The sequence below is a fragment of the Shinella sp. genome, from assembly GCF_035998705.1.
In the GTDB taxonomy this organism is placed as follows: domain Bacteria; phylum Pseudomonadota; class Alphaproteobacteria; order Rhizobiales; family Rhizobiaceae; genus Shinella.
Genome location: NZ_DASYHH010000022.1, coordinates 395,268 through 416,098, shown reverse-complemented (window position 1 = coordinate 416,098; position 20,831 = coordinate 395,268). Strand labels below are relative to the sequence as shown.

Below are 20,831 nucleotides of genomic sequence, written 5' to 3'. Positions count from 1 at the left end.
TTTTAGATTTTCAGCCGTTCGATCCGCTTGAAAAGGCCCTGGATCGTGCGGCTTCTCCCCTGGATCGGCTCGATCCTCATCCTCATGAGAAGCTCGTCATCCCCATTGTGGCGGAGCCGGATGTTGAAAGTCTTGCCGGCATAGGTCTTTCGTGTTCCGCGTTTCCAGAAGCCTGCGCCATTCGCCGTTTCATGCCCCCCGGTTTCCGCGATCGCCGTCCAGTCGTTGTTGGCGACGATTTCAAGCGACGTTCCGGTTTGGCGAATGGTGATGCGGCAGGTCGGGCATTCACCTGCATTCGAGGCAATTTGCTGCCATTCCCCGTGGAATGCCTCTTCCGCAACTGCCGGAACGGCGATCGCCGCCGTGCAGAGCAGAACGATTGCTGCCAGAAAATGCTTCATAGGGGCTCCTTCCGTCGTGTCGCCTCGTCGTAATCTAGGCGTGTGTCGAAAGCTTCGCGAGCCCCACCAGAGCGTTTGCCGATTTATGGTTAAGCAGCAAAAAGGCCGCCTCTGGGCGGCCTTCGTGTTTCCTGCAGGCTCTTCGCTTTCTTTCGTCATCCTCGGGCTTGACCCGAGGATCCACGCGGCACTTCGCGGTATGGATGGTCGGGTCAAGCCCGACCATGACGGAGGAGGGTGCGGTGAGGAGGGGCGCCTTTACGCCGCCGCCTTCAGTTCCTTGTCGATCATCGCGCGCAGGCTGCCGAGGTCCTTGGCGAAGGCGCGGATGCCTTCGGAGAGCTTTTCGGTGGCCATGGCGTCTTCGTTCAGCATCCAGCGGAAGGTCTTTTCGTCGATCTTGATCGGCGAGACCTTGGCGGCCTTTTCCGGCGAGAGCTTGCGCTCCAGCGTGCCTTCGGCAGCGTCGAGCTCTTCGAGAAGCGCCGGGCTGATCGTCAGGCGGTCGCAGCCGGCAAGGGCTTCGATTTCGCCGGTGTTGCGGAAGGAGGCGCCCATGACGATCGTGTTGATGCCGTTGGACTTGTAGTAGTCGTAGATCGCGCGGACCGAGACGACGCCCGGATCTTCTTCGGCCGAAAACGTCTTGCCCGACGCCTTGACGTGCCAGTCAAGGATGCGGCCGACGAAGGGCGAGATGAGGAAGGCGCCGGCATCGGCGCAGGCTATCGCCTGGGCCTTGTTGAAGAGCAGCGTCAGGTTGCAGTCGATGCCGTCCTTCTGGAGCACTTCCGCGGCGCGGATGCCTTCCCAGGTGGATGCGAGCTTGATGAGGATGCGGTCGCGGGTGATGCCGCGCGCCTCATAGGCCTTGATGATCTCGCGGCCCTTGGCGATGGAGGCTTCCGTGTCGAAGGAGAGGTCGGCGTCGACTTCCGTCGAGACGCGGCCGGGCACGATTTCGGAAAGTGCTGCGCCGACGGAGATGGCCAGGCGATCGGCAACGGCCGAGACGACGCCTTCGCGGTTGCCGCCCTGGGACTGGCCCCAGCGGATGGCTTCGGAGACGGTGTCGGCAAACATCGGCGTGCCGAGTGCCTTGAGCACGATCGTCGGGTTGGTGGTGCAATCGACCGGCTTCAGGCGGCGCACGGCTTCGATGTCGCCGGTGTCTGCCACGACGGTCGTCATCGCGCGGAGTTGTTCAAGCTTGGACGTCATGTCGATATCCCGAAATGGTTGTTGCTGGGCCGCGTTTCCAACGGAAACGCCGGACCCTCCTCCATGTTCCCTGTGATGACGCGCGCGACGACCGTGCTTCCTGTTTCAGCCGTCGGGCGAGCCGGCACAACCCATCCGCCGACGGAAGGCCGCCAGCCGATATGCGACGGACTATCGGCGTTTCCGTGGATAAAAGTCAAGCACTTTTGATCAATCCTCTGAACATATGTCGCATTTTTCGTTTCCTGTGCTAAGCTGCGCCGGAACGATTGCAGACAGATGGAGGCACCGTGGCAAGGCTCCGGCGCGACACACACACGGCCTATTCGGAATCGGCGGCGCTGAGGCTCCGGGCGGCCTGGCTCTATTACAACCAGGGCCTCACCCAGAAGGACGTGGCGGAAAAGATCGGCGTCAGCCGCACGACCGTCATCCGCATGCTGGACGAAGCGCTGAAGCGTTCCGAGGTGCAGATCTGGATCGACGAGGGCGTGGCCGATTGCGTCGAACTCGCCGTGCGGCTGGAGAAGGCCTATGGACTGGACGAGGCCGTGGTGGTGCCGGCGGCCGAAAGTGCGGAGGCGAATGCCAGGGGCGTCGGCCTGGCGCTCGGCCAGTTCCTGACCGAGGCGATCCCCGACGATTGCACGATCGGAGTCGGCTGGGGCCGCACGCTGACCGCCTCGCTTGCGAGTTTCCGCCCGGCGCGGCGCGAGCGGGTGAAGGTCGTCTCGCTGCTCGGCGGCGTGGTGGAGGCGCACCACATCAACCCGATCGAATATACCTGGCGGCTGGCGAGCCAGCTTGGTGCCGAATGTTACCTGTTCCTCGCGCCGCTGCTGGTCGATTCGCGGGAGACCAAGCGCAGCCTGATCGAAAAGTGCGGTTTGAAAACCCTGTTCGAGCTGGCGGAGAACATGGATATCGCGGTGGTGAGCTGCGGCGATATCGGCCCGCGCTCCTCCTCGCTGTCACGCGATTTCATCGCCCGGCACGAGCTGGACGAGCTGATCGCGGCCGGCTGCGTCTGCGATACGATGTGCAATTTTCTGGATGCGGACGGCCACACGATCGACCATCCGATCCGCCACCGCGTCATGTCGATCGATCTCGATACGGTAAAGAAGGCGCGCCACATCGTGCTGGTCTCCGGCGGTGAGCACCGGGCGCTCGCGATCCGCGCCACGATCCGCCGCGTCGGCTGCAACACGCTGATCACCGACGAGGGGGCAGCACTCGCCATGCTGCGACTGGCGGAGACGTCTGCGGCAGCCTAGATCAGGTTGAGGCGGGTGGCGCGGACGATCGCGGCGGTGATATTGCGCGTGCCGAGCTTGTCTATCGCGCTGCGCGTGGCCTCAGTCACGCGCGGCATCGCAATGTCGGTCTCGAGCACGATATCGGCCGGCGTCCTGCCGTTCGCGGCAAGTTGAAGACACCGTTTTTCGATTTCGGTTAGCTCGGGAAGGCGGGAAGGATCATTTTCCGAGGACGTCATGCGGCCCCGCTTAAAGACTGGATGCGGCTTCGCAAGCACAAGCTGCTCCAATGCTTAACGGAAGCGCGCCGTTTTTTGCCTCCATGTCCCGTTGCGGCACGTATTCCCGCGACTTCGCCCTGTCGCAAAAAGATGGGGATTTGCCTTCCGGCGCTGCTAGCTGGTAAGCCACGCGCAAAAGGCTGGAGAGATCCGTGACATCCCCCGTGACATCCAAGGAACTGAAGGCAGCGATCCGCAACGAGCGGCTGGCATTCCGCGATGCGATGACGCCGGAAGCGCGCATCGAAGGGAGCCTTGCCATGGTCGAGCATGCGGGCGACCGCATCGACTTCGAGCCGGGCATGGTGATTTCCGGTTTCTGGCCGATCCGCTCGGAGGCGGATATCCGGCCGCTGCTCGCCCATTTGCGCACGCGCGGCGCACGGCTCTGCCTGCCCGTCGTGCTCGATCGCGAGACGATCGTCTTTCGTGAACTGGTGATGGGCGCCGAGGTGGTGAAGACCGGCTTCGGCACGACGGGGCCTGGACCGGAGGCAGCCGTGCTCGATCCGGATATCCTGCTGGTGCCGCTCTCCGCCTTTGACAGAGCGGGCCACCGCATCGGCTACGGCGCCGGCCATTACGACCGGGCGATCGACCGTCTGAAGGCAAAGGGCCATGCGCCAAAACTGATCGGCATTGCGTTCGACTGCCAGGAAGTGGCATCAGTACCCGCGGAACCGCATGATGTCGCGCTGGACGCGATCCTCACCGAAAGCGGCTTCCGTTTGTTCCAACAGGTTTCGTAAGGCAGTTTCGATGCGTTTTCTCTTTCTGGGCGATATGGTGGGCAAGACAGGGCGGACCGCCGTCTGGCAGCGCCTGCCGGGGCTGATCAGCGATTTCAAGCTGGATTTCGTCGTCGTCAACGGGGAGAACGCGGCCGGCGGCTTCGGCATCACGGAAGAAATCTTCCTGGAGACCATCAATGCCGGCGCCGACGTCGTGACGACCGGCAACCATGTCTGGGACCAAAAGGAGGCCGTGACCTTCGCCGGCCGCCACGACCAGTTCCTGCGTCCCGCCAACTATCCCGCCGGCACGCCCGGCCGCGGCGCCAATCTCTTCATCGCAAAGAATGGCGCACGGGTGCTCGTCGCCAACATCATGGGCCGCGTCTTCATGCATCCCGAGCTCGACGATCCCTTCAAGGCGGGCGAGGCAATCTTGGCCTCCTGCCCCTTGGGCGAGCAGGCGGATGCCGTAATCTTCGACTTCCACGCCGAGGCGACGAGCGAAAAGCAGTGCTTCGGCCATTTCGTCGATGGCCGCGCCAGCGTCGTCGTCGGCACGCACACCCATGTGCCGACGGCCGATTGCCAGATCCTCAACGGCGGCACGGCCTATATGTCGGATGCCGGCATGTGCGGCGATTACGATTCGTCGCTCGGCATGGAGAAGGAAGAGCCACTCAACCGCTTCATCTCGAAAATGCCGAAAAGCCGCTTCGAGGCGGCGTCCGGACCGGCGACGATCTGCGGCCTTGCAGTGGAAATTTCCGACCGCACGGGGCTTGCCGAAAAGGTCGCACCGCTACGGCTCGGCCCGCGGCTGGCCGAAGCGGTGCCGGAGTTCTGGCGCTAGAGCATTTCCAGTCGAAGCGGGATCGCGTCGACGTCGGACAATGCGGCAAACAAAACCAGAGCCTCAGACCATGTGGCGCAGGTGATCGGCTGAGCCGCCGTTGAAGGTCAGGTGCGCCTTCACGCCGACATCGGGCTCCTCGTCCGGGTTGAAGTTGGCCTTGGCGATCTCCCAGCCGAATTTCAGCTTGCTGCCGGTCGAGGCCCAGACTTCCGCATCCTCGATTTCCAGCGCCAGCATGGTAAGTCTCGGGTCGTCCTTGCCATGGTCGAACCAGGCCTCGACGATCGAGCTCCAGTATTCGTCGATCTTGGCCGGGTCCTTGCGCACGGACAGGCGGCCGGCGAGGCAGGCATGGTAATCGTGGTCCTTGCCGACGACGCAGAAATGCGCGCGCGAACCCGGCGAGATGGCGTCGACGATCTCCGCATCCGTCCTGGTGAAAAACCAGATCGTCGCCGTCTGGCGGTCGAGCTGCGGCGCCATCGGCTGCATGTGCATGTGGCTGCCCTCGACGCCGAGCATGCCGGCATGAATCTTGTCGATTTCGTCGAAAAGCTGTTCCTTGGGGTTTTCGCGGGCACGGGTGAGATTGGACATGGATATTCCTCTCGTCTGTTGGCGTTGATGGCAAGGGAACGTGAGCGGGCGGCCAAGGTTCCGGTCGATGGCCAGTCAACGGATTGTGATCGCCGCGCCGGCCGGCAAATCTCGACCGGCGATGCTTGCGGGCGCATAGTCCCGCCGACCCAATGAACGGAGCCGCTGATGCCGCATCTCCTGCTCATTCCGTTGATCGTTGCAGCCTTCGCCGTGCTCGCGGCGCCCCGGCTGGCATCGGCACAGGCGGAAACGCCTGTCAGCCAGTGCCAGATGATCGCGCGCTCGCTTCCCTCGGTCACCTTCGCCAGCTTTTCCACTGAGCCCGCCCTCAAGGTGCAGGCGAAGGCGAACGAGGAGGTGAAGATCACCTATATCGGCCACTCGACCTTCTTCATCGAAACGCCGGCGGGCGTGAAGATCGCCACCGACTATAACGGCTGGTACAAGCCGCCGGCGCTGCCGACCGTGGTGACGATGAACAAGGCCCATTCCAGCCACTACACGATGAGCCCGGAGCCGGGCATCGAATATGTCCTGCATGGCTGGCAGGATGGCTCGCCAAAGGGGGCGGACCACGATGTCGTGGTGGGCGATACCTATATCCGCAACGTGCCGACCGATATCCGCAACTGGGGCGGATCGATGGAGCCGAACGGCAATTCCATCTTCATCTTCGAGGTTGCGGGCCTCTGCATCGGCCATCTCGGCCATCTGCATCATGAGCTGACCGAAAAACAATATGCCGAGATCGGCCGGCTCGACGTGCTGATGGTGCCGGTCGATGGCGGTTTGACGATGGGGGCGGAGAGCATGAGCCGTGTCGTACAGCGCCTGCGTTCCTCGCTGATCCTGCCCATGCACCGCCGCGGGCCGCCGATCAGTCAGTTCCTGTCTATGTTCGGCACGGGCTTCGACGCGGTGACCGACGACGATGCGACGATGACCGTTTCCATCCGCAGCTTGCCCAAGCGGCCGACGATCCATATTCTCTCCGGCGTCTGATGCCGGAGTTTTTGATGCGTTTTCTCGTTGCCGTGCCCGCCTTTCTGCTTTCCTCCGCGCTTGCTTTCGCGAGCGGCGCGCCGACGCCCGAAGGCCCCGGCGGCGAATCCGGCCAGCCGCGCGGGCTTGCCACCCAGCCGGTGGAAAAGCTCCCGACGCGCGCGCTCGGCGTGGCGGAGGATTTTATCCTGCCGTCCGGCAATATCGGCTGCGTCTACATTCCCGAGGGCGGCACGGCGGTCTACCAGCCTGCCGATGGCGGACCGGAACTGTCCTGCGACCGCGTCGAGCCGAAATATCTGCGCGCGACGCTGGGGCGTAGCGGCAAGGCCTCCGTTCAAAGCAATGTCGGTGATCAGGGCTGTTGCGGCAGCGAGCACACCCTCGGCTATGGCGAGACCTGGTCCGGCGGTCCGTTCACCTGCTATTCGGAGCGCACGGGGCTGACCTGCGAGCGCAATGACGGCCACTCCTTCCTGCTGAGCCGCGCCCGCGTCCGGGCCGATTGAAGCAGTTACCGCTTTGTTTGCGCGACTGCTGGACGTCCGGCGGCAATGAAATTATAAGGCGGCATTTCGAAAATCGGGGCAGCAGGCTGGCGCGTCACCGCGGCAGGGGCTCCGGCACAGTGACCGGCGACCGGAAATGGGGCGCCAAAAAGCGAGACAGGGGTGCCATGGCTGGCCATTCACAGTTCAAGAATATCATGCACCGCAAGGGCAAACAGGATTCCGTGCGGTCGAAAATGTTCTCCAAGCTTGCCCGTGAAATCACGGTTGCGGCGAAGACCGGTCTGCCCGACCCGTCGATGAATGCCCGCTTGCGCCTGGCGATCCAGAACGCCAAGGCGCAGTCCATGCCGAAGGACAATATCGAGCGCGCCGTCAAGAAGGCCTCCGGCGTCGACGGCGAGAACTACGAGGAAGTCCGCTATGAGGGTTACGGCCCCGGCGGCGTCGCCGTCATCGTCGAAGCGCTGACCGACAACCGCAACCGCACGGCCTCCTCCGTGCGCTCGACCTTCTCCAAGGCTGGCGGCGCGCTCGGCGAAACCGGATCGGTCTCGTTCTCCTTCGACCGCGTCGGCGAAATCACCTACAAGCTTGGCGTCGGCAGTGCCGACGCCGTCATGGAAGCCGCAATCGACGCCGGTGCCGAAGACGTGACGACCGACGAGGAAGGCCACACGATCCTCTGCGGGTTCGAGGATATCGGCGAGGTCTCAAAGGCGCTGGAAGACAAGCTCGGCGAAGCCGAGACGATCAAGGCGATCTGGAAGGCACAGAACACCGTGCCGGTCGACGAGGAAAAGGCGCAGTCGCTGATGAAGCTCATCGACACGCTGGAAGACGACGACGACGTGCAGAACGTCTACTCGAACTTCGAGGTCTCCGACGAAGTCATGGCCAAGCTATCGGCCTGATCGGCCGGGTCTAGCCTACTCTCTCCGTCATCCTCGGGCTCGACCCGAGGATCCACGCGGCAGGCGCGGCATGGATGGTCGGGGCAAGCCCGACCATGACGATGGAGAAGTGGTCATTGAAAGGCCGGGTGCCCACGAGGCCCCGGCCTTCTTCGTTCAGGCGGCGAGCGCAAGCCCCCGCTGCGCCTCGGCGAAGAGCCGGACCGATTTCAGCCGGGCGTCCATGTCGTAGATCGGCATGGAGACGATCAGTTCGTCGGCCTTGGTGATCGACAGGAAATCGGCGATGCGGCGCTTGATCTTGTCCGGCCCGCCGACCACCGCATATTGCAGCGTGTGCTCGACATTGATGCGTTCTCCATCGCTCCAGTGCGGTTCCATGTCGGTGACCGGTGCCGGGAAGGCGCCGGGCGTGCCGCGGCGCAGGCGCACGAAGGATTGCTGCATCGAGGTGAAGAGATAGTCGGCTTCCGCATCCGTATCGGCGGCCGCCCCCATCACGCCGACCATGGCATGCGGCTTGTCGAGATATTGCGAGGGCTCGAAGCGCTCGCGGTAGATTTCGAGCGCCGTCAGCAGCATGTCCGGCGCGAAATGTGAGGCGAAGGCAAAGGGCAGGCCGAGCATGCCGGCGAGATGTGCCGAATAGTGGCTGGAACCGAGCAGCCAGACGGGCACGTTGGTGCCCGCACCGGGGATGGCGATGACTTGCTGCTGCGGGCTCGTCGGACCCATCAGCTGCATCAGCTCGACGACATCCTGCGGGAAATTGTTGGCGGCGCTGTCGAGGTTGCGGCGCATTGCCTGGGCCGTGCGCATATCGGTGCCGGGTGCGCGGCCGAGGCCGAGGTCGATGCGATCCGGGAAGAGGGCTGCCAGCGTGCCGAACTGTTCGGCGATGACCAGAGGCGAATGGTTCGGCAGCATGATGCCGCCGGAGCCGACGCGGATTTTCTGCGTGCCCGCCGCGACATGCTGGATGACGAGCGAGGTGGCGGCGCTGGCGATGCCGAGCATGCCGTGGTGTTCGGCGAGCCAGAAGCGCTTGTAGCCATGCGCCTCCGCTTCCTGCGCGAGACGGCGTGAATTTTCGAGCGACTGGGCGACTGTGCCGCCTTCGGTGACCGGGGAAAGGTCGAGGATGGAGAAGGGCACCATGGGAGCGGCCTCGCTGTGAGTAGATTTGATTGTGCTCCCATGTAGGTTCAGTTTTGTGAAATCCAAGCGATCCGCGCCAGCTTTTCGCGAGCGCTTCTGCAAACGGCCATTTGTTTTTGTTTTGTTCACATTTCGCTGGCAGGGTCGGGTCGACAGGATTAGGGTTTTCGCATGCAGGAAACGATTCGCATCATCGGCATCGATCCGGGGCTTCGCCGCACCGGTTGGGGCATCATCGAGACGCTGGGCAATTCGCTGCGCTTCGTCGCCTCCGGCACCGTGACGTCCGATGGCGACGCCGATCTCGCCTCTCGCCTCTGCCAGTTGCATGACGGCCTTGCCGAGATCATCCATAGCCACCAGCCGCACGAGGCCGCCGTCGAGCAGACCTTCGTCAACAAGGATGCGGTGGCGACGCTCAAGCTCGGCCAGGCGCGCGGCATTGCCATGCTCGTGCCGGCGCGCGCCGGCCTGCGGGTGGCGGAATATGCGCCGAATGCGGTGAAGAAAGCCGTCATCGGCGTCGGCCATGGCGAAAAACAGCAGATCCACATGATGCTGAAGGTGCTGATGCCCAAGGCGACCTTCACCGGCAACGACGCTGCCGATGCATTGGCCATCGCCATCTGCCACGCCCACAATCGCCAAGGCCTCTCAGGCCGCCTCGCCAAGCTCGTCGGCTGATTTGTTCTTGACTTGTTCCGGTGTGGGCAGTAAGTAATACCTCAGAGGTATTACCATGCGTGTGACGGAAAAAGGCCAGGTGACGATCCCGCGGAATGTGCGCAACAATCTCGGCATCGTGCCGGGATCGGAGGTCGAGTTCGTGCTTCAGGGCGATAGCGCCGTCTTGCGTCGCGTCGAGCCTTCGGCAGACGAACGCGAGCAGGAAGTGCAGGCATTGACAGAACATCTTCGCCGCCACAAGGGCTCGATGGCGCTTGGCGATCTCGACGGCGACGCCTTCTACAGACTGTTGCGCGACTGATGCCCACGCTTGTCGACACCAATGTCCTCATCGATCTCTTCCACACCGGCAGCGCCTTCGAGGATTGGTCGCTTCTTGCGATCGCCGAGGTGCGACGGCAAGGCGACGTGCTGATCAATCCGCTGATCTACGCGGAGATGGCTGCGGGCTTTGCGACGGTCGGCGCCCTCGACGCGGCCCTTTCGCCAACGTCTTTCCTTCGCGAGGATCTGCCCTGGGAGGCAGCACATGCTGCAGGTCTCGCTTTTTTGCAATACAAGCGTAGCGGCGGCGACAAGCGCTCACCCTTGCCGGATTTTTATATCGGCGCGCATGCCCTGGTGCGTGGGCATAGCCTGCTGACCCGCGACCCCGCCCGCTACAAGACCTACTTTCCGATGATCCGCTTGATCACTCCCGAAACCCACCCCTGACGGACCCCTTTCATGATCGGCAAACTCAAAGGCACAATCGATGAGATCGGCGACGACCACGTGGTCATCGACGTGCACGGGGTCGGCTATGTCGCCCATTGTTCGGCGCGCACGCTCGGCAGGCTCGGGTCCGCCGGCGAGGCGGCGGTGCTGTTCATCGAGACCTATGTGCGGGAGGATCAGTTCCGGCTGTTCGGCTTCCTGACGGCGCTGGAGCGGGAGTGGTTCCGGCTGTTGCAGAGCGTGCAGGGCGTCGGTTCCAAGGTGGCGCTCGGGGTGCTTTCCACGTTGACGCCGGGCGAGCTTGCGAATGCCATCGCGTTGCAGGACAAGACGGCTGTGTCGCGGGCGCCGGGCGTGGGGCCGAAGGTGGCGGTGCGCATCGTCACCGAACTGCGCAACAAGGCGCCGGCCTTTGCGGGCGAGGCGTCGGCCTCGATCGGGCTCAAGCAGGAGCTCGGCGAAGGGGTGGCTTCGGCGCCGGTTTCCGACGCGGTCTCGGCGCTGACCAATCTTGGTTATTCGCGCGACCAGGCGGCCAATGCCGTCGCCGCCGCGCTGAAGAACGGCGGGGAGGGGGGCGACAGCGCAAAGCTCATCCGCCTCGGCCTCAAGGAATTGTCGCGGTGATGCGGTTGCCTTCCTCTGCCGACAATGGGATTAGGGCTCAATGAGCGACGAGGACAGACTGCTGGCGCCGGAAAAGCGCGGCGAGGATATCGACACCGCCTTGCGGCCGCAGACGCTGGACGATTTCACCGGCCAGGCGGAGGCGCGCGCCAACCTCAAGATCTTCATCGAAGCGGCGAAGAACCGCGGCGAGGCGCTCGACCATGTGCTGTTCGTCGGCCCGCCCGGCCTCGGCAAGACGACGCTCGCGCAGATCATGGCGAAGGAGCTCGGCGTCAATTTTCGCTCGACCTCCGGCCCGGTCATCGCGAAAGCCGGCGATCTTGCGGCGCTGCTGACCAATCTCGAAGAGCGCGACGTGCTCTTCATCGACGAAATCCACCGCCTCAACCCGGCCGTCGAGGAAATCCTCTACCCGGCCATGGAGGATTTCCAGCTCGACCTGATCATCGGCGAAGGCCCGGCGGCGCGTTCGGTGAAGATCGACCTGTCGAAGTTCACCCTCGTTGCTGCGACCACGCGCCTCGGCCTGCTGACGACGCCGCTGCGCGACCGTTTCGGCATTCCGGTGCGGCTGAATTTCTACACCGTCGAGGAGCTGGAATCGATCGTGCGCCGCGGCGCGCGGTTGATGGGGCTCGGCATCACCGAGGACGGCGCGCACGAGATCGCGCGTCGGGCGCGCGGCACGCCGCGCATCGCCGGGCGTCTGCTGCGCCGGGTGCGCGATTTTGCCGAAGTGGCGCGGGCGGAGGCGGTAACCCGGGTCATCGCCGACGACGCGCTGACGCGGCTGCTCGTCGACAATATGGGGCTCGACCAGCTCGACCGGCGGTATCTGTCGATGATCGCACACAATTTCAGCGGCGGGCCGGTGGGGATCGAGACCATCGCGGCCGGCCTGTCCGAGCCGCGCGATGCGATCGAGGACATCATCGAGCCCTACATGATCCAGCAGGGTTTCATCCAGCGCACGCCGCGCGGCCGTGTTTTGACCGTAAATGCCTGGAAACATATGGGCCTCACGCCGCCCAAGGACCTTGAGGCGACGCAGTTCAGGCTGTTTTCCGAGGACGATTGATGTGCTGACGCGGCGCGGGATACTGAAGGCCTTCGGTGGACTGTTTGCCGCGGGCCTTTCGTCCTCCGCCTATGCCGTGGGTGTCGAATCACTGCTGCGTCTGCGTACCACCACGTATCGGATCGTGCCGCCCGGTTGGCCGGAGGGGCAGAAACTGCGGATCGTCGCGCTCGCCGATATCCATGCCTGCGAACCCTGGATGAGTGCCAGCCGCATCGGCGACATCTGCCGCCATGCCAACGATCTCGGCGGCGACATCATCGTGCTGCTCGGCGATTATCTCTCCAGCATGCGCGCCGTCTGGGGCAAGGTGCCGCCGGCGGCATGGGCTGCGTCGCTCTCGACGCTTCAGGCACCGCTCGGCGTTCATGCCGTGCTTGGAAACCATGACTGGTGGGACGATCCCGATGCGCAGGCGGTCGGCGGCGGCGAGACCTTCAGCCATCGGGCGCTGCGCGATGCCGGCATCGCCGTTTATTCGAACAGCGCCGCGCGGATCGAGACGACGACGGGCGCCTTCTGGCTTGCGGGGCTGGAGGACCAGATCGCGCTGCGTCCCGGCCGGCAATGGAACCGCTACGGCTATGTCGGGCTCGATGACCTGCCGGGCACGCTGGTGCAGGTGATGGACGAGGCTCCGATCATTCTCCTGGCGCATGAGCCGGATATCTTTCCGCAGGTGCCGGCGCGCGTCTCGCTCACCTTGTCCGGCCACACCCATGGCGGCCAGGTGCGGCTGTTCGGCTATTCACCCATGGTGCCCTCCGCCTTCGGCAACCGCTACGCCTATGGCCACGTCGTCGAAGAGGACCGTCATCTCTGCGTTTCCGGCGGGCTCGGCTGCTCGATTGCACCTGTGCGCTTCGGCTCGCCGCCGGAAATCATGGTCGTCGAACTCGGTTGAGCGCTGCAACCTTGCATTTCCGGGCGCTTTGGGGGAGAGAAGCGCCATGAGCGACTTGAACCATCACCTCTCAGGCGAACTGACCGAAGCGGGCCACCGGCTCGTGCAGCGGGTCTATTACGAGGACACGGATTTTTCCGGCGTCGTCTATCACGCCCGCTACCTGCATTTCCTGGAGCGCGGGCGGACGGATTATCTGCGGCTGCTCGGCGTCGAGCAGGGCAGCCTCGTCTTGGAAGAGGACCGCGAAGGGCTCGTCTTCGTCGTGCATCGCATGGAGATCGACTTCAAATCCCCGGCACGCATGGACGACATCCTGACCATCGTTACCTCGACCGAAAAGGCCGGAGGCGCGAAGATGATCCTGAACCAGGAGATCCGCCGTGGCGAGCAATTGCTGATCGCCGCGCGCGTCATCATCGCCGTCATCAATGCGGCCGGCCGGCCGCGCCGATTGCCGGAAGGCCTGGCGGTGCGTTTTCTGGCCAAGGCGCAGGAAGCGTCCGGCGCGCTTTAGCGGTAACACTCCCTTAACCATAATGATGTCTTACTCAGGTGGTGAGGATTTTGTGCACTGCACGTCATCCTTTAACCAAATTTGCCGTCAAGAAGGCAGGTTGTAAGCGTTTGACCGGCATGGCGGCCGGCGGCATCAACCGGACATTCTTGACGGACATGCGAAGCGGGTGCGGGTGAAAATCCTTGGCTGCGACGCGATGTTTGTGAATGCCGATAGCGGGTTCCACCTCCCAGGAAAACCGCGAAGGCGTGAATGTTACCCGGTCGTGGCCGCAAAGGCTCGTGCCGGGTGTTTGGATTCGGGGACATAGGTCTATGGAACAAGTGGGTTTGGAAGCGGCGCATAGTGTGACCCTTTGGGCGCTCTTCATGCAAGCCGGGTTCGTCGTCAAGCTGGTCATGCTCGGCCTCATCGCCGCGTCCGTGTGGACATGGGCGATCGTCGTCGACAAGACGTTGAGCTACGGCAAGGCCCGTCGCCAGCTCGACAGTTTCGAGCAGGTCTTCTGGTCCGGGCAGTCGCTGGAGGAGCTCTATCGCACGCTCTCCGACCGCCAGACCTCCGGCATGAGCGCCATCTTCGTGGCGGCGATGCGGGAATGGAAGAAGAGTTTCGAGCGCGGCGCACGATCACCGATCGGGTTGCAGATGCGTATCGACCGGGCGATGGACGTGACGCTGTCGCGCGAATCCGAAACGCTGGAAGCGCGCCTCGGGTCGCTGGCGACCATCGGCTCCTCGGCGCCCTTCGTCGGCCTGTTCGGCACGGTCGTCGGCATCATGACCTCGTTCCAGGCGATTGCCGGCTCCAAGCAGACGAGCCTTGCGGTCGTCGCGCCCGGTATCGCCGAAGCGCTTCTTGCGACCGCGATCGGCCTTCTTGCCGCAATTCCGGCGGTTATTGCCTACAACAAGTTCTCTGCGGATGCCGGCAAGCTGACGGCGCGCATGGAAGGGTTCGCGGACGAGTTCTCCGCCATCCTTTCGCGCCAGATCGACGAGAAGCTGCAGCCGCGCGCCGCGGCGCAGTAATCCTGTCCTGAGACGGAGACGACGCCATGGGCATGTCAGTCGGTACAAAAAATTCGGGCGGTGGCCGCCGTCGTCGCGGCGGGGGCAAGAAGGCTCCCATGAGCGAGATCAACGTGACGCCGTTCGTCGACGTCATGCTGGTTCTGCTCATCATCTTCATGGTGGCGGCACCCCTGATGACGGTCGGCGTGCCGATCGACCTGCCGAAGACGAAGGCGAGCGCGCTGAATGCCGATACGCAGCCGATCACCGTTTCGGTCAAGGCAGACGGCCAGGTGTTCCTGCAGGAAACTGCAATCCCGATCGACGAGGTTGCCGCCAAGCTCCAGGCCGTGGCGACGACGGGGTATACCGAGCGCGTCTTCGTGCGCGGCGACGGCAATGCGCCCTATGGCATCGTCGCCGACGTCATGTCGCGCATCCAGGCGGGCGGGTTCACCAATATCGGCCTCGTCACCGATCAGAAACCGGACAATTGATCGCGCGCCATGAAGGGCAGTATCGCCACATCCGCTGTCATCCACACCCTGGTTCTCACCTGGGCGCTGGTCTCGCTCGGCAGTCCTGAGAGCTTCGACGTCGCCAATGTCGAGGCGATGCCGGTCGATATCGTGTCGATCGAGGAACTGACGCAGATCCAGCAGGGCGACAAGAAAGCCGAAATGAAGGAAAAGGCGGCGCCTGTTCCGACCAAGAAACAGACGCCGGTCGAGAATGCGGAAAATGCCGGCGAAAACGACGTCGACCTGAAGAACCTGCCGACGCCGGAAGAAAAGCCGCGCGACATCGAGACCGCGGCAGCACCGGAAAAGGCCGAAAAGGTCGTCCAGACACCCGATACCAAGCCGGTCGAAGAGGTGAAGAAGGAAGAGCCTGCGAGCGAGCCCTCGACGGAGGTCGCGGCGGTTGCCGAGACCAAGCAGGAGGTGAAGCCGGATCCGAAGCCCGAGGCCACGCCCGCCGAGGAAAAGCCTGCCGAGGCCGAGGAAGCCGAAGCGCTGCCGGACAAGATTCCGCTTCCCGAGATGAAGCCGAAGATCGAGCCGAAGAAGACTGAAACCGCGCAAAAGCCCGAGGAAAAGAAGGTGGAAACGGCCAAGGCCGAGACCGCAAAGACGCCGGACCGCAAGAAGGACCAGAAGAAGAAGCAGGAAAAGGCGAGCTCGCTGAACGACAGCGACTTCAACTCGGACGAGATCGCAGCCCTTCTCAACAAGGAAAAGGCCGCCGGCGGCGGCGCGAAGCGTTCGCAGGAAACGGCAGCACTCGGCGGCAAGAAGACGACCAGCGGCACCAAGCTTTCCCTGAGCGAGATGGACGCGCTGCGCGGCCAGATCCAGAACAACTGGTCGATCATCCCCGGCCTTGCGGATGCCGCCGACGTGCGCATCCAGGTCAAGATGCAGCTCGACCAGAACGGCGACATTATCGGCGAGCCGGAAGTGGTGGCGACGGGCGGTTCGGATTCCGCGCGCCGCGCGCTTGCCGGCGGTGCCCGCCGCGCCATCATGAAATCGCGGCCCTTCAAGGGTCTGCCGCCTGAAAAATATGACGCCTGGAGCGAAGTCGTTGTGAACTTCGACCCCAGCCAGATGATGTAAGAACCTAGGAAGGCCTAGATAATGTTCAGACGCACTCTCCTCCGACTTCTGGTCGTGCTGACCGGCCTTGTGGCGTTCCTGCCGCAGGCCTGGGCGCTCGTGGAAATCAACATCAACAAGGGCAATGTCGAGCCGCTGCCGATCGCCGTCACCGACTTCATCGCAAGCGGTGACCTCGGCCAGCGCATCACCGACGTGATCGCGGCCGACCTCAAGCGGTCCGGCCTCTTCGCGCCCGTCAACAAGCAGGCCTTCATCGAGAAGATCTCCAATCCGGATCAGCCGCCGCGCTTCGAGGACTGGAAGGTCATCAATGCGCAGGCGCTGGTGACCGGCCGCGTGACGCAGGAAGGCGACGGTCGTCTTCGCGCCGAATTCCGCCTTTGGGACACCTTTGCGGGCAAGCAGATCACCGGCCAGCAATTCTATACGCAGCCGGAAAACTGGCGGCGCGTCGCCCATATCATCGCGGACGCGATCTATGAGGGCCTGACCGGCGAGAAGGGCTACTTCGACACCCGCGTCGTCTATGTCGCCGAAAGCGGCCCGAAGACGGACCGCAAGCGCCAGCTCGCCATCATGGACCAGGACGGTTTCAACGCCCGCGCGCTCACCAATGCGAATGAACTGGTGCTGACACCGCGCTTCTCGCCGAGCCGCCAGGAAATCACCTACATGTCCTTCGAGGGCAACCAGCCGCGCGTCTACCTGCTCCAGCTCGAGACGGGCCAGCGCGAGGTGGTCGGCAACTTCCCGGGCATGACCTTCTCGCCGCGCTTCTCGCCGGATGGCCAGAAGGTCATCATGAGCTTGCAGCAGGAGGGTAACTCCAACATCTACACGATGGACCTGCGCTCGCGCACCACGACGCGGCTGACCTCGACGGCGGCGATCGATACCTCGCCCTCCTATTCGCCGGATGGCACGCAGGTCGTATTCGAAAGCGACCGCGGCGGAAAGCCGCAGCTATACGTGATGGGCGCGGACGGCTCCAACCAGCGCCGCATTTCCTTCGGCGACGGTTCCTATTCCACGCCGGTCTGGTCGCCGCGCGGCGACCTCATCGCCTTCACCAAGCAGTCGGGCGGCAAGTTCTCGATCGGCGTGATGAAGACGGACGGTTCGGGCGAGCGCATCCTCACCTCCGGCTTCCACAACGAAGGCCCGACCTGGGCGCCGAACGGCCGCGTGCTGATGTTCTTCCGCCAGGCGGCCGGCGCCGGTGGCCCGCAGATCTACTCGATCGACCTTTCCGGCTATAACGAGCAGCCCGTGCAGACCAAGGGCTTCGCTTCCGACCCGGCCTGGTCGCCGCTTCTGGAGTAGCACCATATATGTGGCGGGCCTGCCGCGTTCTTGCCGCAAAGTCCTGTAAATCAGGGCGCAAGGCGAGACGGGCAGGCCCGTTTCCGTTTGTGCAAGGGGCCGGGGACGGTCTTACAAGCAATCGTTAACCATACTCGTTGAATGCGGATTAACCGCTTGCGGTTACAGTCTGGCAACCCTGATTGAAACCGCCGCTTCAATGAACTTGACGCAAAAACTGATGCAAGGAGACCGGCTCATGAGCCGCATTCATTCCCCGGCCGCTGGCCGCATGCAGACCATCGCCCGCAACCCGGTGATGATCGCCCTGTTCATGACGCTGGCCCTCGCAGGCTGCGCCTCCAAGAAGAACATGCCGAACAATGCCGGCGACCTCGGCCTGAACGGCGGCGCCGGTGCCGCGACGCCCGGTTCGCAGCAGGACTTCACGGTCAATGTCGGCGACCGCATCTTCTTCGATACCGACTCCTCGTCGGTTCGTGCCGATGCCGCAGCGACGCTCGATCGCCAGGCCCAGTGGCTTCAGCGCTACCCGAACTACGCGATCACGGTCGAAGGCCATGCCGACGAACGCGGCACGCGTGAATACAACCTTGCACTCGGCGCACGCCGCGCTGCCGCGACCCGCCAGTACCTCGCATCGCGCGGTATCCCGGCAAACCGCATGAAGACGATCTCCTACGGCAAGGAAAAGCCGGTCGCCGTCTGCGACGACATTTCCTGCTGGTCGCAGAACCGCCGCGCTGTCACCGTTCTCGGCGGCGCCGGCATGTAACTCCTTCTTCGGAAGGATCGTGCGAAAGGCGGCCGCGAGGCCGCCTTTCTTTTTTCAACACACTTTGGCCGAACTCCGTTGCTTTTTGGGAGCATATGGAAAACTCTTGCGCCGCGCGCTTCGGCGCATCATGGGACCAACAGGACGAAGATAGATGAAGAAACTTGTCGCGGCAGGCGTTCTCAGTCTCGCAGCGGTAGCAGGCATGGTCGGGCCGACCGGCGCGTCGCCGCTCTCGATGCTGACGAGCGGCTTCCTGCCGACCCACAGCGAACGGTCGGGTGAGGGCAACGTGATCCTGGCGCAGGCCATGGATCCACGCGTCGGCCAGCTCGAGGAGCAGATCCGCAGCCTCAACGGCCGCATCGAGGAAATGAGCTACCAGCTCCTCCAGATGCAGGAACAGCTCCGCAAGACCCAGGAAGACAACGAGTACCGCTTCCAGGAGATCGAAAAAAGCGGGGGCACCGGCAAGAGCGGTGCGCTCGACAAGCCGGTGAACGGCGGCACTGCCGACCAGCAGATCGCTTCGAACAGGGTGCCGGCGGATGATACCGCCGGGACCGACACGCTGGGTACCGAAAACCGCAACGGCGGCGCCGGGCCGCAGGAGCTCGGCTCGATCAAGTTCGACGAGAACGGCAACCCGATCGGTGCTGCGACCAATCCGGACCTCGACAACCAGAGCGCCTCGATCGGCAACGACAATTCGCTGCCGGGCGTCGATGGCGGCCTGCCTTCGGCCTCGCAGTCGTCGACCGCCTCGCTCGACAATCCGGACGACCTCTACCAGGTCGCCTACGGCCATGTGCTCTCCGGCGACTACCAGCTCGCCGAGCGCGAGTTCCGCGATTATCTCGACATCTTCCCGAGCGGCGAGAAGGCGGCGGACGCCAATTTCTGGCTCGGCGAGGCGCAATATTCGCAGGGCAATTTCAACGACGCCGCAAAGACCTTCCTGAATGCGCACCAGACGTTCAGCAAGTCGAAGAAGGCGCCAGAAATGCTGCTGAAGCTCGGCATGTCGCTTGCCGCCCTCGACAACCGCGAGACCGCCTGCGCGACGTTGCGCGAAGTGGGCAAGCGTTACCCCGACGCCTCCAAGGCCGTGAAGACCAAGGTGACGTCCGAACAAGGCCGCCTTTCCTGCTGATTGCCGACCGGGTAAACGCCGTGGCCCCCGCGGAAAATTCCGTCGTAGAGGCAGCCGGCCGTTTGCTGAACAGTTTCGAGGCCCCCGCCCGCCTGCTGATCGCCATTTCCGGCGGCAGCGATTCGACCGGGCTCCTCGTGGCGCTTGCCACGCTCTGCGCGACCGGGCGCTATCCCGGCATCACCCTTTCCGCCTGCACCATCGACCACGACCTTCGCGCCGGCTCAGCCGAGGAGGCGAGGTGGGTCGAAGCGCTTTGCGCGCGCCACGGCATCGCGCATGTCACCTGCCGCTGGCCGGGCGAAAAGCCGACCGCCGGCCTGCAAGCCGCCGCCCGTGCCAAACGCTACGACCTGCTCACTGAGACCGCCATCGAGATCGGTGCGGATGCGATCCTCGCCGCCCATACCAGCGACGACCAGAACGAGACCGTCGCGATGCGCGCCGAGCGTTCGCCGGAGGGCATTGGCCTTTCCGGCATGGCGGAGGCCGTTCTGCTGAACGGGTCCGTCTGGCTGCTGCGGCCCTTCCTTTCGGTGGAGCGGGCTGTGATCAGGGCATTCCTCGTCGCGCGGGGCGAAAGCTGGCTCGACGATCCGAGCAACAGCAATCCGCGTTTCGAACGGGTGCGCCTGCGCCAGCGGGGTACTGCGACGGAGCCGGTGTACGCAGGCGATGACAGGATTTCGCTTTCCGAGCACGCGGCCGGTTTTCTCACGAGGCATGTTCGCGCGGAGAACGGCCTCTTCGCGATGGACCGGGCCGCTGTCGCCCTCCTCGCCGATCCGGCGGCCTGGCGGGGCCTTCTGCTGCTGGCGGCCACGGCGGGCGGGCGGGTGCATGTCCTGGAGGCCGCCTCGGCCGAACGGCTGCGGGCCTTCCTCGCCAGCGGCACACTGTCGCGGCTGACCGCCGGCCGCGTCGTCTTCGACCGCCGCCGCGAGGGCCTTTTCCTCTATCGCGAATGCCGCGGCATCGGGCGCCTCGGACTCCCGGCAGGGGAGGTCGCCGTCTGGGACGGCAGATACCGCATCACCAACCGGAGCGACCGGACGATCGCGGTTTCGCCGGCCGGCGACACCGGCGGCGCCGACCTCCGCGGGCCGGTCTTGCGCGCCAGCCGCGCCATGCCGCGCCTGGATTTCGAGCATGGCGGGCCGGTGCCTGCGGCCGCGGCGACGATCGAGCCGCTGATCGCGCCCTATGCCCGTTTCCTGCCGCGTTTCGATCTGCCGCTTGCCAATGCGCTCGCAGCGATTGTCGGGCGCGCGCCGTTTTCGCCTCCGCCTAACGAATGAAGGCGCGCTCGAAAGCGTTGTGGTAATGTGTCTGTCAATGCCGAAGGTTCTGCGGCGTTGACGATATTACGAGAAAAGCCCCGGGGGCACGCGCTTTGCCTTGGCAAGGCCGCACGGCGACCCTATGTTAGGCATCAAAGAAGCGGCCGGGAAACCCCGGCCGGGAAAGTGCCCGG

25 protein-coding genes are annotated in these 20,831 nt (G+C 64.0%); 20 read left to right on the top strand and 5 right to left on the bottom strand.

Going from position 1 to position 20,831, the window contains the following annotated elements; genetic code table 11:
- Positions 1-2: 2 nt before the first annotated feature.
- Together VGN93_RS18700 and tal are read right to left on the bottom strand one after the other, a co-directional pair.
- Positions 3-563: a hypothetical protein gene (locus VGN93_RS18700; protein WP_327508626.1), complete on the bottom strand. Its 561-nt coding sequence runs from the start codon at positions 561-563 to the stop codon at positions 3-5.
- Between the two features lie 99 nt (positions 564-662).
- Positions 663-1,625: a transaldolase gene (gene tal / locus VGN93_RS18695; protein WP_327508625.1), complete on the bottom strand. Its 963-nt coding sequence runs from the start codon at positions 1,623-1,625 to the stop codon at positions 663-665.
- Between the two features lie 290 nt (positions 1,626-1,915).
- On the opposite strand from tal, the gene VGN93_RS18690 reads away from it, so the two are divergent.
- Entirely contained in the window at positions 1,916-2,902 is a 987-nt protein-coding gene (locus VGN93_RS18690; protein WP_327508624.1) for a sugar-binding transcriptional regulator, read from the top strand.
- Here VGN93_RS18690 and VGN93_RS18685 read toward each other — a convergent pair.
- Positions 2,899-3,162 carry a transcriptional regulator gene (locus tag VGN93_RS18685; protein ID WP_327508623.1) on the bottom strand — a complete coding sequence of 88 codons (264 nt, stop codon included), beginning with the start codon at positions 3,160-3,162 and terminating at the stop codon, positions 2,899-2,901. The genes VGN93_RS18690 and VGN93_RS18685 overlap by 4 nt on opposite strands.
- Positions 3,163-3,329: 167 nt before the next feature.
- Here VGN93_RS18685 and VGN93_RS18680 point away from each other — a divergent pair, with 167 nt between their 5' ends.
- Both VGN93_RS18680 and VGN93_RS18675 read left to right on the top strand, forming a co-directional pair.
- A complete protein-coding gene (locus VGN93_RS18680) occupies positions 3,330-3,914 on the top strand; it encodes a 5-formyltetrahydrofolate cyclo-ligase (RefSeq protein WP_327508910.1) in 585 nt (194 codons plus the stop codon).
- A 10-nt stretch (positions 3,915-3,924) separates the two neighbouring features.
- Complete coding sequence (locus VGN93_RS18675) at positions 3,925-4,749, top strand: YmdB family metallophosphoesterase (protein WP_327508622.1); 825 nt, start codon at positions 3,925-3,927, stop codon at positions 4,747-4,749.
- 63 nt (positions 4,750-4,812) lie between these two features.
- On the opposite strand, the gene VGN93_RS18670 is transcribed toward VGN93_RS18675, so the two are convergent.
- The gene (locus VGN93_RS18670) at positions 4,813-5,349 is read right to left on the bottom strand and encodes a pyridoxamine 5'-phosphate oxidase family protein (protein ID WP_319321016.1); all 537 of its coding nucleotides are present in this window, start codon (positions 5,347-5,349) and stop codon (positions 4,813-4,815) included.
- A 165-nt stretch (positions 5,350-5,514) separates the two neighbouring features.
- On the opposite strand from VGN93_RS18670, the gene VGN93_RS18665 reads away from it, so the two are divergent.
- From VGN93_RS18665 to VGN93_RS18655, 3 genes are all read left to right on the top strand, one after another.
- Positions 5,515-6,354, top strand: a complete 840-nt coding sequence (locus tag VGN93_RS18665; RefSeq protein WP_414714126.1) for an MBL fold metallo-hydrolase — start codon at positions 5,515-5,517, stop codon at positions 6,352-6,354.
- A 14-nt stretch (positions 6,355-6,368) separates the two neighbouring features.
- Positions 6,369-6,863, top strand: a complete 495-nt coding sequence (locus tag VGN93_RS18660) for a hypothetical protein (RefSeq protein WP_327508620.1) — start codon at positions 6,369-6,371, stop codon at positions 6,861-6,863.
- A 167-nt stretch (positions 6,864-7,030) separates the two neighbouring features.
- A complete protein-coding gene (locus tag VGN93_RS18655) occupies positions 7,031-7,777 on the top strand; it encodes a YebC/PmpR family DNA-binding transcriptional regulator (protein WP_327508619.1) in 747 nt (248 codons plus the stop codon).
- 156 nt (positions 7,778-7,933) lie between these two features.
- Here the strand turns inward: VGN93_RS18655 and VGN93_RS18650 are convergent, their stop codons facing one another.
- Entirely contained in the window at positions 7,934-8,935 is a 1,002-nt protein-coding gene (locus VGN93_RS18650; protein WP_327508618.1) for an LLM class flavin-dependent oxidoreductase, read from the bottom strand.
- Between the two features lie 171 nt (positions 8,936-9,106).
- On the opposite strand from VGN93_RS18650, the gene ruvC reads away from it, so the two are divergent.
- From ruvC to tilS, 14 genes are all read left to right on the top strand, one after another.
- Complete coding sequence (ruvC, locus tag VGN93_RS18645; protein ID WP_327508617.1) at positions 9,107-9,619, top strand: crossover junction endodeoxyribonuclease RuvC; 513 nt, start codon at positions 9,107-9,109, stop codon at positions 9,617-9,619.
- A gap of 55 nt (positions 9,620-9,674) precedes the next feature.
- On the top strand, positions 9,675-9,923 hold the full coding sequence (locus VGN93_RS18640) for an AbrB/MazE/SpoVT family DNA-binding domain-containing protein (RefSeq protein WP_319321034.1): 249 nt from the start codon (positions 9,675-9,677) through the stop codon (positions 9,921-9,923).
- On the top strand, positions 9,923-10,336 hold the full coding sequence (locus tag VGN93_RS18635) for a type II toxin-antitoxin system VapC family toxin (RefSeq protein WP_327508616.1): 414 nt from the start codon (positions 9,923-9,925) through the stop codon (positions 10,334-10,336). The genes VGN93_RS18640 and VGN93_RS18635 overlap by 1 nt, the downstream gene beginning before the upstream one ends.
- Before the next feature lie 12 nt (positions 10,337-10,348).
- Positions 10,349-10,966 (top strand): Holliday junction branch migration protein RuvA, encoded by a 618-nt coding sequence (gene ruvA, locus VGN93_RS18630; protein ID WP_319321039.1) that lies wholly within the window; start codon positions 10,349-10,351, stop codon positions 10,964-10,966.
- A gap of 40 nt (positions 10,967-11,006) precedes the next feature.
- The gene (ruvB, locus tag VGN93_RS18625; protein WP_256120992.1) at positions 11,007-12,047 is read left to right on the top strand and encodes a Holliday junction branch migration DNA helicase RuvB; all 1,041 of its coding nucleotides are present in this window, start codon (positions 11,007-11,009) and stop codon (positions 12,045-12,047) included.
- Between the two features lies 1 nt (position 12,048).
- Positions 12,049-12,951 carry a metallophosphoesterase gene (locus VGN93_RS18620; protein WP_327508615.1) on the top strand — a complete coding sequence of 301 codons (903 nt, stop codon included), beginning with the start codon at positions 12,049-12,051 and terminating at the stop codon, positions 12,949-12,951.
- Between the two features lie 46 nt (positions 12,952-12,997).
- Complete coding sequence (gene ybgC, locus VGN93_RS18615; RefSeq protein WP_327508613.1) at positions 12,998-13,468, top strand: tol-pal system-associated acyl-CoA thioesterase; 471 nt, start codon at positions 12,998-13,000, stop codon at positions 13,466-13,468.
- 317 nt (positions 13,469-13,785) lie between these two features.
- On the top strand, positions 13,786-14,502 hold the full coding sequence (gene tolQ / locus VGN93_RS18610; protein WP_319321049.1) for a protein TolQ: 717 nt from the start codon (positions 13,786-13,788) through the stop codon (positions 14,500-14,502).
- Positions 14,503-14,528: 26 nt separating this feature from the next.
- Entirely contained in the window at positions 14,529-14,981 is a 453-nt protein-coding gene (gene tolR, locus VGN93_RS18605; protein WP_319321052.1) for a protein TolR, read from the top strand.
- A 9-nt stretch (positions 14,982-14,990) separates the two neighbouring features.
- Positions 14,991-16,103, top strand: coding sequence for a hypothetical protein (locus VGN93_RS18600; RefSeq protein ID WP_319321055.1), 1,113 nt, complete (start codon positions 14,991-14,993; stop codon positions 16,101-16,103).
- 21 nt (positions 16,104-16,124) lie between these two features.
- Positions 16,125-17,429 carry a Tol-Pal system beta propeller repeat protein TolB gene (tolB, locus tag VGN93_RS18595; protein ID WP_319321059.1) on the top strand — a complete coding sequence of 435 codons (1,305 nt, stop codon included), beginning with the start codon at positions 16,125-16,127 and terminating at the stop codon, positions 17,427-17,429.
- Positions 17,430-17,667: 238 nt separating this feature from the next.
- Positions 17,668-18,204 carry a peptidoglycan-associated lipoprotein Pal gene (gene pal / locus VGN93_RS18590; protein ID WP_256120998.1) on the top strand — a complete coding sequence of 179 codons (537 nt, stop codon included), beginning with the start codon at positions 17,668-17,670 and terminating at the stop codon, positions 18,202-18,204.
- A gap of 154 nt (positions 18,205-18,358) precedes the next feature.
- Positions 18,359-19,357, top strand: coding sequence for a tol-pal system protein YbgF (gene ybgF, locus VGN93_RS18585; protein WP_327508612.1), 999 nt, complete (start codon positions 18,359-18,361; stop codon positions 19,355-19,357).
- A gap of 20 nt (positions 19,358-19,377) precedes the next feature.
- Complete coding sequence (gene tilS / locus VGN93_RS18580) at positions 19,378-20,655, top strand: tRNA lysidine(34) synthetase TilS (protein ID WP_327508610.1); 1,278 nt, start codon at positions 19,378-19,380, stop codon at positions 20,653-20,655.
- Positions 20,656-20,831: the final 176 nt, after the last annotated feature.